This window comes from Marinactinospora endophytica (assembly GCF_054780875.1).
In genome coordinates this window covers 727,627-738,988 of the sequence record NZ_BAAGVM010000001.1, presented here as the reverse complement: position 1 = coordinate 738,988, position 11,362 = coordinate 727,627, and the positions used below count along the sequence as shown (strand labels likewise).

Here is an 11,362-nt window from a genome sequence, read left to right as displayed (position 1 = left end):
ACGGACGCCCCCGGACTCAGGGAGTCGCGTCACCCCCCTGAGCGGCGGTGTTGTTGATTCCCGTGTTCGTCACCTCGGGCTCGCCCGAGGCGTAGTGGACGGTGTTCTCCGCCCCGGTCATGCGCACGGAGTCGGCGATGCCCACGTGGACCTCGTTCTCGTTGCCGGTGACCGACACCGACCCGCACTGGCCGTTGAGCGTGACCACGGCCCCACTGGCCACGACGCTCACGTCGCGTCCCGCGCAGTCCTCGGTGGTGTTCTGGCCGTCGGAGGCGATCGTCAGGGTCTGGCCGTCGCTCACCGACAGACCACCCTCCTCGCCCACCGACACGCCGCCACCCTCGTCACCGGAGACCGAGACCCCGTCCTCCCGGAGCGTGACCTCGCCGTTCTCCCCGGAGACCGAGACGCCCTCCTCCGACACCGACACCCCACACCCAGCCCCGAACAGGGCCAGGAGGGCCGTCGCACCCACCACCGTCGCGATCCGGCGCCGCATGTTGCACTCTCCCCTTCGTCCCCACCGGTGCAGCCACCGGTGCTCCGCCCTCTAGGACGTGACAGCGGCCCGAAGGGTTCCCCCAGGGCGGCCACAACCCGCTCACCCCGCGGGAACACGCCCCCGCGCCGCCCGCCACACCCCGGCGGCGCGGCGGCCCTGCCGCGCCTCAGGAGACGCCGGCCGCGTCCATCCCGCGCAGCTCGCGCTTGAGCTCCTTGACCTCGTCGCGCAGCCGTGCCGCCACCTCGAACTGGAGGTCGGCCGCCGCCTGGTGCATCTGGGCGCTGAGCTGGTCGATGAGATCGGCCAGCTCGTTGCGCGGCAGCGCCGAGACGTCCCTGGTCTGGCCCTCTGCGCCCAGGACGGGCACCGGTGCGCGGCCGGCCCGCTCCTGGCGCCCCCCGATCAGCGACGCGGTGTCGGCGTCCTCGCGCGCCAGCGAGTCGAGGATGTCGGCGATCTTCTTCCGCAACGGCTGCGGGTCGATCCCGTGCTCGGCGTTGTAGGCGAGCTGCTTGGCCCGGCGCCGGTTGGTCTCATCGATCGCCCTGCGCATCGACTCGGTCACCTGGTCGGCGTACATGTGCACCTGACCGGCGACATTGCGCGCGGCCCGGCCGATCGTCTGGATCAGCGAGGTCTCCGAGCGCAGGAAGCCCTCCTTGTCGGCGTCCAGGATCGCCACCAGCGACACCTCGGGCAGGTCCAGGCCCTCGCGCAACAGGTTGATGCCGACCAGCACGTCGTACTCGCCGATGCGCAGCTCGCGCAGCAGCTCCACCCGGCGCAGGGTGTCGACCTCGCTGTGCAGGTAGCGCACCCGGATCCCCAGGTCGGTGAGGTAGTCGGTGAGATCCTCGGCCATCTTCTTGGTCAGCGTGGTGACCAGCACCCGCTCGTCGCGCTCGGCGCGCTCGCGGATCTCGTGCACCAGGTCGTCGATCTGCCCCTCGGTGGGCTTGACCTTGACCTCGGGGTCGACCAACCCGGTGGGGCGGATGACCTGTTCGACGACGTCGCCCCCGCTGCGCCCCAGCTCGTAGGGGCCGGGGGTGGCGGAGAGGTAGACGGTCTGGCCGATGCGCTCGACGAACTCGTCCCATTTCAGCGGCCGGTTGTCCAGCGCGGAGGGCAGCCGGAAACCGTGGTCGACGAGCGTGCGCTTGCGGGAGGCGTCGCCCTCGTACATGCCGCCGATCTGGGGGACGGTCACGTGCGACTCGTCGACGACGAGGAGGAAGTCCTCGGGGAAGTAGTCCAGCAGCGTGTTCGGCGGGCTGCCGGGCTCGCGGTCGTCGAAGTGCCGCGAGTAGTTCTCGATCCCCGAGCAGGTGCCGACCTGGCGCATCATCTCGATGTCGTAGGTGGTGCGCATGCGCAGCCGCTGCGCCTCCAGGAGCTTGCCGTCCCGCTCCAGCTCGGCCAGGCGTCCGGCGAGCTCGGCCTCGATCGCGGCGATGGCGCGTTCCATCCGCTCGGGGCCGGCGACATAGTGCGAGGCCGGGAAGATGTAGTACTCGTCGTCCTCGCCCAGGACCTCACCGGTGAGCGGGTGCAGCGTCATGAGACGCTCGATCTCATCGCCGAACATCTCGATCCGCACCGCGAGCTCCTCGTAGACCGGGATGATCTCGATGGTGTCGCCCCGGACCCGGAAGGTGCCGCGGGTGAAGGCCACGTCGTTGCGGGCGTACTGCATCTCGACGAGCTTGCGCAGCAACTGGTCGCGGTCGATCTCCATGCCGACCTTGAGCGTGGTCATCCGGTCGACGTACTCCTGCGGGGTGCCCAGGCCGTAGATGCACGACACCGAGGCCACCACGATCGTGTCGCGCCGGGTCAGCAGCGAGTTCGTCGCCGAGTGGCGCAGCCGCTCCACCTCCTCGTTGATCGAGGAGTCCTTCTCGATGTAGGTGTCGGTCTGCGGGACGTAGGCCTCGGGCTGGTAGTAGTCGTAGTAGGAGACGAAGTACTCGACCGCGTTGTTGGGCAGCATCTCCCGGAGCTCGTTGGCGAACTGGGCGGCCAGCGTCTTGTTCGGCTGCATCACCAGGGTGGGACGCTGCACCTGTTCCACGAGCCAGGCCACCGTCGCGGTCTTACCGGTACCGGTCGCCCCCAGCAGGACGGTGTCGGTGTCGCCGGCCTGGACCCTGCGGGACAGCTCGGCGATGGCCGCGGGCTGGTCGCCCGCCGGGGTCATCTCCGAGACCACCTGGAAGGGCGCCACCTTGCGCTGGATGTCGCTCACCGGACGCACGTCGCCTCAACTCCCCCTGACTCGGATTCCCGGCCTCGTTCCCACCGTATAGCCGGGTGGTGACAACACGGCCCGGCGCGTACCGATTCCCCGCCGCCCGGGATCAACCGCCCGCCGGCAGCGCGGCCACGGCCGCCCCCGTCGCCACCACCGCGAGCCCCCCGCCCAGGAGCGCGAACCTCACCGGCGCGATCCGCACCCCGTGCCTGCGGCACGACTCCAGCCACAGCAGGGTCGCCAGCGACGCCCACGGCGTCACCAGGACACCGACGTTGGTGCCGATCAGCAGCGCCAGCACCAGGCCCGGCTCCCCCGCCGGAAGCACCGCCTCCACGGCGGTGTAGGCCGGCAGGTTGTTGACCAGGTTGCCCAGCGCGGCCCCCACCGCGGCGACGCGCAGGGCCGACCCGGCCCCCTCGCCCGCGAACGGCGCCAGGAGCGCGGCCAGCCCGAGCTCGTTGAGCGCCGGGACGACGAGGAAGAGCCCGGTCACAAAGACCAGGAGCCTCCAGGGGATCAGGGTCGAAGTCAGGGCCGCGCGGTCGCGCAGGACGTGCGCCACGACGAGCAACGCCGCTGCGACCGTCGCGACGAGCTCGACGGGGGCACCCGCCAGCACCCCCACCGCGAACAGCAGGCAGGCCGTCGCCGCGGCCCACAACAGCGGCCGGTCCCCCACCGGGGTCGGGGATGGAACCTCGTAACGCCGCGCGCCGCGCGCGCCACGTCGCCAGTAGCCGAACCACAGGAACAGCGCCGTCACCGCGATCGCCGCGAGTTGCGGCGCCCACATCCGCGCCGCGAACTCGTGGGTGGACAGGCCGGCGCGGTCCATGGCGAGCAGGTTGGTCAGATTGGACACCGGAAGCAGCAGGCTCGCGGTGTTGGCCGTCCACACGGTCGTCATCGCCAACGGCAGCGCGGCGATCCCGGCCCTGGCCGCCAGGGCCAGCAGAACGGGGGTGAGCAGCACCGCGGTGGTGTCCAGGTTGAACAGGGCGGTGGTCAGCGACGCGAAGGCCAGGCACAGGGCGAACAGCAGCGCGTAGTTCCCCCGGCCGAGGATCGCGACGCGGGTGGCGATCACGTCGAAGAGCCCGTCGCGTCTCGCCAGTTCCGCCAGGACGATGACGGCCGTCAGGAACAGCAGCAGGGGGGAGACCCGGGCGACGCTGTCGACGGCGACGGCGGTCGGCAGCACGCCGGTCAGCACGAACAGCAGCCCCAGGACCAACAGGCCGAGGCGGACCAGGTCGAGCACGCCGAACCGGCGCCACCCCGACGGCCGGGCGGGGCGCCCCTCCCCCGTTGTGGGGGAGGGATCGGGAAGCGGAGGGGACGGGGGTGAGGAGGACACGGCCGCCATGATGACATGTCGGATTTCCTCCCGTCGGTTCGCCGCGGCTCTCTCGCCCGGCCCCGACGAAGGGCCACGCCCGTCCCCGTCTTCCTCCCGGTGGTCCGGGTCCGGCGCCACCACGACCGGCCCCGCTCCCACGCGCGGAACCCGCTGGGGGCGGCCCACGGTCACGCGGCCCGCTGTCCCGCCTCCTGTCCCCGCTGGGCGGTGGCGGCGTTCGCGTGAACGGCGTGGTGGGCTGTCCGACGGTCGGCGCGGAAGGGCGGAGAGCGCCGGCGGTCCTACGCGAGGGCGCCCCGCGCCCGATCAGGTCTCGGCCCGGCGCCGCAGCTCCTCCCAGACGCGGGCGACACGCTCCTCCAGCTCGGCGACGCCGCCGGAGTTGTCAATCACCAGGTCGGCGACTGCCAGACGCTGCTCGCGAGAGGCCTGGGCCCGTACCCGGGCGCGCGCCTGTTCCTCGGGCATGCCGCGGTTGGTGACGACCCGCTCGATCCGGGTCTCCACCGGGGCATCCACGACGACCACCACGTCGTAGAGGTCGGCCAGCCCGTTCTCCACCAGGAGGGGCACGTCGTAGACGACGACCGCGTCCCGTGGAGCGGCCGCCATGAGCTCCTCGGTGCGCGCGGCGACCCTGGGGTGCACGATCGCGTTGAGGCGGGCGAGCCTGTCCTCGTCGGCGAAGACGATCTCGCCGAGACGGGGCCGGTCCAGGCGGCCCTCGGGGGTGAGCACCCCCTCCCCGAACTCGGCCACGACCTCGGCCAGCCCGTCGGTACCGGGTTCGACGACCTCCCGGGCGATCCGGTCCGCGTCGATGACGACGGCACCACGCTCGGCGAGGCGTCGCGCCACCTCGCTCTTACCCGAGCCGATTCCCCCGGTGAGTCCCACGCGCAGCATGGGCCGAGCCTACGGGGTGCCGGCGATGGGAACCCGCCCGGGGACCTCCTTGCGGAGATGCACCATCGTCAGGTGCCCGGCGATGCGCTCACGCGTCGTCTCCTGGTATCCCAGCCCGCGGTACAGGCGCAGCCCCGCGTCACCGGTGTGGGTCGTGGTCAGGGCGAAGGCCGACAGGCCGGGGTGGCGCTCCAGCGCGTACCGCTCGATGGCGCCGGCCAGGGTCCGCCCCAGCCCGCGGCGGCGTTGGTCGGGGGCCACCGCGAGCCTGCCGATGAGGAAGGTGCGGCCGGCGGACCTGCCGCGCGCGGCGCCGACGATCCGGCCGCCCCGGGTCGCCTTGAGCAGCAGCGCCCCCTGGTCCATGGCGGAGCGGATCTGGGGGACGGTCTCGGTGAGCGGGGGGATACAGGGATCGCCGCACGCCTGCGCCTCGAAAACGTAGGCGGCGAGCTGGAGCGTCCAGATCTCCCCCACGTCCTCGGCTTCGGCCGGGCCGATGGTGATATCGGGGGCGATGTCGGTCGGGAGGCTCATGCCGGCTCCTCGAAGGGGCGGGCGGTCCGCACCGCCCGATCGGTCCCGACCATAGCGGAGGGCCGCTCCCCGTACGGGGAGCGGCCCTCGGTGATTCGCGATCCCGGAGTCCGGGAACGTGATCAGCTGTCGCTGCCGCCGGCCAGCTTCTCGCGCAGCGCGGCCAGCGCCTCGTCGGAGGCGAGGGCGCCACCGGAGGAGGAGCTGGTGGAGGAGCCGGAGGTGTCCGCCTCGCTCTCGTACTGCGACGGGACGCCGGCCTCGGCCTCGGCCTCGGCCGCGCGGGCCTCCTCGACCTGCTTGCGGTGCGCCTCGAAGCGGGCCTGCGCCTGGGCGTACTGGCGCTCCCACTCGTCGCGCTGGGCCTCGAAGCCCTCCATCCAGTCGCCGGTCTCGGGGTCGAAGCCCTCGGGGTACTTGTAGTTCCCCTGCTCGTCGTACTCGGCGGCCATGCCGTACAGCGTCGGGTCGAACTCGGTCTGGTCCGGGGCGACGCTCTCGTTGGCCTGCTTGAGGGACAGGCTGATCCGGCGACGGTCGAGGTCGATGTCGATGATCTTGACGAAGATCTCGGTGCCGACCTGGACGACCTGCTCGGGGATCTCGACGTGGCGCTCGGCCAGCTCGGAGATGTGGACCAGGCCCTCGATGCCCTCCTCGACGCGGACGAACGCACCGAACGGCACCAGCTTGGTGACCTTACCCGGGACGACCTGTCCGATCTGGTGGGTGCGGGCGAACTGCTGCCACGGGTCTTCCTGGGTCGCCTTGAGCGACAGGGAGACGCGCTCGCGCTCCATGTCGACGTCGAGGACCTCGACCGTGACCTCCTGGCCGACCTCGACGACCTCGCTCGGGTGGTCGATGTGCTTCCAGGACAGCTCGGAGACGTGCACCAGACCGTCGACGCCGCCGAGGTCGACGAACGCGCCGAAGTTGACGATCGAAGAGACGACGCCCTTGCGGATCTGACCCTTCTGAAGGGTGTTGAGGAAGGTCTGGCGGACCTCGGACTGGGTCTGCTCCAGCCAGGCGCGACGGGACAGGACCACGTTGTTGCGGTTCTTGTCCAGCTCGATGATCTTGGCCTCGAGCTCGCGGCCCACGTAGGGCTGGAGGTCACGCACGCGACGCATCTCGACCAGGGAAGCCGGCAGGAAGCCGCGCAGGCCGATGTCGAGGATGAGACCACCCTTGACGACCTCGATGACGGTGCCGGTGACGACGCCGTCCTCTTCCTTGATCTTCTCGATCGTGCCCCAGGCGCGCTCGTACTGGGCGCGCTTCTTGGAGAGGATCAGGCGGCCTTCCTTGTCCTCCTTCTGGAGGACCAGGGCCTCGACGTGGTCGCCGACGGCCACGACCTCGCTGGGGTCGACGTCGTGCTTGATCGACAGCTCACGCGAGGGGATGACGCCCTCGGTCTTGTAACCGATGTCGAGCAAGACCTCGTCTCGATCGACCTTCACGATGGTGCCTTCGACAATGTCACCGTCGTTGAAGTACTTGATGGTCTCGTCGATCGCCGCGAGGAAGGCTTCCTCGGACCCGATGTCGTTGACCGCTACCTTCGGTGTCGAGGTGGCCTCGGTGCTGCTCGTCATGTGTGGGTGGACTCCGGATACGGACATGGATTGAAAGTTCGTTGACGTCCTGGATCCGCAACGGCTCGGCTCGGCACCACGACCGAACGGCGGGTCAACGGCGCCTGGGCGCCCTATCTCCATCGGCCTCGACCACCGACCGACCGCCGCGCCACCGTTTCCGGGAGCCGTACCGGAGGGGCGAGCAAGCCAGCCCATCCGGAGCGTCCCCCGGGGACGAGTAGCGCATGCGAATCCACAACGCTCCGGCCAGAATATGAGACGAGAGCGCCCTGGTCAATCGGAAGCGCGTCCCCTAAACAGGTCTATGTCTTTATCGTCACATTTTACGGTTCTCCCAGCCTCACTCTTTATCACAGGAAGCTGGACAGGGCAGACGATTCAGTCGTCGAATCGCCGCGAACGGGACCGTTTCACCTGAGAACGACGGCGTTTGGCGTCGAGCCGACGCTCCTTGGCGGCACGCGAGGGGCGGGTGCCGCGTCGCGGACGCGCGGGCGGAGCGGCCGCCTCGCCCAACAGCTCCGCCAGGCGCGCGACCGCGAGCTCGCGATTGCGCGCCTGTGAGCGGGAGTCCTGCACCGTGACCGTCACCACCCCGTCCACGAGCCGGCCGGCCAACCGCTCCAGCGCGCGTTCACGCTGGGTCGGGGAGAGCGCGGTCGTCGAGGTGAGGTCCAGGGAGAGCGAGACCCGGGTGGCCGAGGTGTTGACGTGCTGTCCTCCCGGCCCGCTGGACCGGGAGAAACGCCAGTTCAGCTCCTCCTCGGGCACGACCACGCGGACACGGGCCGCCATCGTCCTCGCCTCCCCGTCGCATCGGCCGGGCCGCCGGGTCAGTGCGCGGCGTCGTGCCAGTTGGGCCCGACACCGACGGAGACCGCCAGCGGCACCCGCAGATCATAGGCGTTCGCCATGTTCTCCGACACCAATTTACGCACCGCGTCGAGTTCGTCCGCGACCACCTCGAGGACGAGTTCGTCGTGGACCTGCAGCAGCAGCCGGGAGGAGAACCCCCCCTCGCGCAGCGCCGCGTCGACGTCGAGCATCGCGACCTTGATGATGTCGGCGGCTGACCCCTGGATCGGGGCGTTGAGCGCCATCCGCTCGGCCATCTCCCGGCGCTGGCGGTTGTCGCTGGTGAGGTCGGGCAGGTAGCGGCGCCGGCCCAGCATGGTCTCGGTGTAGCCCGCGCGGCGGGCCTGCTCCACCACCTCGTGCAGGTAGTCGCGGACCCGGCCGAACTGGGCGAAGTAGTCGTCCATGAGGCGGCGGGCCTCCTCGGGGGTGGTCCCCAGCTGCTGGGACAGCCCGAAGGCGCTCAGCCCGTAGGCCAGACCGTAGTTCATGGCCTTGATCCGGGCGCGCTCCTCGCCTCCGACCTGACCGGCCGGGACCCCGAAGACCCGGGCGGCGATCTCGCTGTGGAAGTCGTGGCCGGTCTCGAACGCCTCGATCAGCGACTCGTCGCCCGACAGGTGCGCCATGATGCGCAGCTCGATCTGGCTGTAGTCGGCGGTGAGCAGGTGCTCATAGCCCTCGCCCACGACGAAGGCCCGGCGGATCCGCCGCCCGGCGTCGGTGCGCACCGGGATGTTCTGGAGGTTGGGATCGGTCGAGCTGAGCCGGCCCGTGGCGGCGATCATCTGGTTGAAGGTGGTGTGGATGCGCCCGTCGTCGGCGATCGTCTTGATCAGGCCCTCGACCGTGGTGCGCAGCTTGGTCTGGTCGCGGTGGCGCAGCAGGATGACCGGCAGCTCGTTGTCGGTGCGGGTGGCCAGCCAGGCCAGCGCGTCGGCGTCGGTGGTGTAGCCGGTCTTGATCCGCTTGGTCTTGGGCAGGTCGAGCTCGGTGAACAGGATCTGCTGGAGCTGCTTGGGCGACCCCAGGTTGAACTCGCGGCCCACCACGCGGTGGGCCTCCTGGACCGCCTGGCGCACCGCCGCAGCGAACTCGGCCTCGAGTTCGTCGAGATAGGCGCGGTCGGCCGCGATCCCGGTGCGCTCCATGGCCGCCAGCACGCGCACCAACGGCAGTTCCACCTCGCGCAGCAGACGGGTGGCGCCACGCCGCTCCAGGTCGGCGTCGAGGGCGTCGGCGAGCTCCAGCGTGGCCCGGGCGCGCAACGCGAGGTCCCGGCGCAGGGCCTCGGCCGCGTCCCCCCCGCCGTCGATGTCCAGCGCGAGCTGCCGCCCGCCCTCCTCCTGGGGGGACAGTTCACGGTTGAGGTAGCGCAGGCACAGGTCGCCCAGGCCGACGTTGCGCTGGCCGGGCAGCGCGAGATAGGCGGCCAGGGCGGTGTCGGCGGTGAGACCGGCGAGGTCCCAGCCGTGCGCGGCCAGGGCCAACATGGGGCCCTTGGCGTCGTGCACGGCCTTGGTCCGGTCGGGGTCGGCCAGCCACGCGGCGAGCGCGGACTCGTCGGCCGCGTCCAGGCCGGCGGGATCGACGTGGACGGCGGTCCCCGCGGGCGTGGCGATGGCCAGACCGGTGATCTCGCCGGTGCCGCGCCCCCAGGACCCCGTGACGGCCAGGCCGCATCGCCCGTCGGGGCCGGCGTGGCGCTCCAGCCAGGCCCCCAGCTCCCCCGCGACCGGAGAGACCAACTCGACCTCGAAGCCCTCGTCGGAGGCCGGGGAGCCCTCCCCGGAGCCGGCCGCGTCCTCCTCGCCGAGGACGGAGAAGAGACGTTCGCGCAGCGTGCCGGCGAACTCCAGGGTGTCGAACAGCGTGTTGATGCCCGGACGGTCCCAGGCGCCCATCGTCAGCTCCTCGACGGGCACGCCGATCTCGACGTCGGTGGACAGGGCGTTGAGCCGCTGGTTGCGCAGAACATCGTCGAGATGGTCCCGGAAGCTCTGCCCGGCCTTGCCGGTGATCTCGTCGGCGCGGGCGATGAGGTCGTCGAGCGAACCGTACTTGGCGATCCACTTGGCCGCGGTCTTGGGGCCCACCCCGGGCACCCCCGGCAGGTTGTCGGACTTCTCACCGACCAGCGCCGCGAGGTCGCGGTAGCGCTGCGGGGAGACGCCGTACTTGGTCTCGACCGCCGAGGGCGTCATGCGGGTCAGGTCCGACAGGCTCTTGCCCGGGTACAGCACCGTGCAGGTGTCGGTGACGAGCTGGAAGGCGTCGCGGTCGCCGGAGGCGATCAGGACCTCCATCCCCTTGGCGCCCCCCTCGACCGCCAGCGTGGCGATGAGGTCGTCGGCCTCGAACCCGGCGACCGAGAGACTGGCCACCCCCATCAGCCCGAGCAGTTCCTGGAGCAGCGCCACCTGGCCAGGGAACTCCGGCGGGGTCTCGGCGCGGCCCGCCTTGTAGGCGTCGTAGACCTCGTGCCGGAAGGTCGGCTCGGAACGGTCCCAGGCCACCGCGACGTGGGTGGGCCGCTCGTCACGCAACAGCTTGATCAGCATCGAGGTGAAGCCGTAGACGGCGTTGGTGGACTGCCCCGTGCTGGTGGCGAACTTGTCCACCGGCAGCGCGAAGAAGGCGCGGAAGGCCATGGAGTGGCCGTCGAGCAACAACAACCGTGGCACACCGCTCCCCTCCTTCCGCGCCGAGGGGGAACCGGACTGCTCGGGGGTCGCCTGTGTCTTCACCACAGGAGGAATCCTAGGATGCGGTGCGGACTTTTTCGCTGCACTCCGCCACCCCGCGGCCCCGTCCCCGTACGGGCGACCACCACCGCCGCGCGTGGGCGGCGCCGCGCCCACCGCGCGACGGCGAGCACACAGGACCCGAGGGGAAGGTGCACAATGACGCTGGACGCCGCACGCCTGGCCGAGCTCACGGGGAGCAGCCAGGTCGGGGGTGACCTGGGAACACGCATGGGACTGGAGATCTCACAGGCCTCGGCCCAGCGCGTGGTCGGGCGCATGCCGGTCAAGGGCAACACCCAGCCCTACGGGCTGCTGCACGGAGGCGCCTCCTGCGTCCTGGCCGAGACACTGGGGTCGCTCGGATCGGCGATCCACGCGGGCGAGGGCCGCATCGCCGTGGGAATCGAGATCAACGCCACCCACCACCGCAGCGCGACCGAGGGGCACATCACCGGCGTGGCCACCCCGGTCCACCTGGGCCGCACCCTGGCCACCTGGGACATCGAGATCACCGACGACGACGGCAGGCGCGTGTGCACCTCGCGGTTGACCTGCATGCTGCGCGACGCCCCGGGCGCCTGACCC

General features: G+C 71.0%; 9 protein-coding genes. 1 reads left to right on the top strand and 8 read right to left on the bottom strand.

Annotation, left to right across the window (positions count from 1 at the left end; all coding sequences use genetic code 11):
• Positions 1-16 precede the first annotated feature (16 nt).
• From ACYVHU_RS03280 to polA, 8 genes are all read right to left on the bottom strand, one after another.
• Positions 17-502 carry a DUF3060 domain-containing protein gene (locus ACYVHU_RS03280; RefSeq protein ID WP_498947432.1) on the bottom strand — a complete coding sequence of 162 codons (486 nt, stop codon included), beginning with the start codon at positions 500-502 and terminating at the stop codon, positions 17-19.
• 169 nt (positions 503-671) lie between these two features.
• The gene (gene uvrB, locus ACYVHU_RS03275; protein ID WP_078759870.1) at positions 672-2,765 is read right to left on the bottom strand and encodes an excinuclease ABC subunit UvrB; all 2,094 of its coding nucleotides are present in this window, start codon (positions 2,763-2,765) and stop codon (positions 672-674) included.
• 103 nt (positions 2,766-2,868) lie between these two features.
• A complete protein-coding gene (locus ACYVHU_RS03270; protein ID WP_235000655.1) occupies positions 2,869-4,122 on the bottom strand; it encodes an ArsB/NhaD family transporter in 1,254 nt (417 codons plus the stop codon).
• 309 nt (positions 4,123-4,431) lie between these two features.
• Positions 4,432-5,031 carry a dephospho-CoA kinase gene (coaE, locus tag ACYVHU_RS03265; protein ID WP_200813481.1) on the bottom strand — a complete coding sequence of 200 codons (600 nt, stop codon included), beginning with the start codon at positions 5,029-5,031 and terminating at the stop codon, positions 4,432-4,434.
• Positions 5,032-5,040: 9 nt separating this feature from the next.
• Positions 5,041-5,568, bottom strand: a complete 528-nt coding sequence (locus ACYVHU_RS03260) for a GNAT family N-acetyltransferase (protein WP_078759872.1) — start codon at positions 5,566-5,568, stop codon at positions 5,041-5,043.
• 122 nt (positions 5,569-5,690) lie between these two features.
• Positions 5,691-7,172, bottom strand: a complete 1,482-nt coding sequence (rpsA, locus tag ACYVHU_RS03255) for a 30S ribosomal protein S1 (protein ID WP_078759873.1) — start codon at positions 7,170-7,172, stop codon at positions 5,691-5,693.
• A 381-nt stretch (positions 7,173-7,553) separates the two neighbouring features.
• Positions 7,554-7,970 carry an alternative ribosome rescue aminoacyl-tRNA hydrolase ArfB gene (gene arfB / locus ACYVHU_RS03250; RefSeq protein ID WP_078759874.1) on the bottom strand — a complete coding sequence of 139 codons (417 nt, stop codon included), beginning with the start codon at positions 7,968-7,970 and terminating at the stop codon, positions 7,554-7,556.
• A 38-nt stretch (positions 7,971-8,008) separates the two neighbouring features.
• Entirely contained in the window at positions 8,009-10,780 is a 2,772-nt protein-coding gene (gene polA, locus ACYVHU_RS03245) for a DNA polymerase I (protein WP_078759875.1), read from the bottom strand.
• A gap of 153 nt (positions 10,781-10,933) precedes the next feature.
• On the opposite strand from polA, the gene ACYVHU_RS03240 reads away from it, so the two are divergent.
• Positions 10,934-11,359 (top strand): PaaI family thioesterase, encoded by a 426-nt coding sequence (locus tag ACYVHU_RS03240; protein WP_078759876.1) that lies wholly within the window; start codon positions 10,934-10,936, stop codon positions 11,357-11,359.
• Positions 11,360-11,362: the final 3 nt, after the last annotated feature.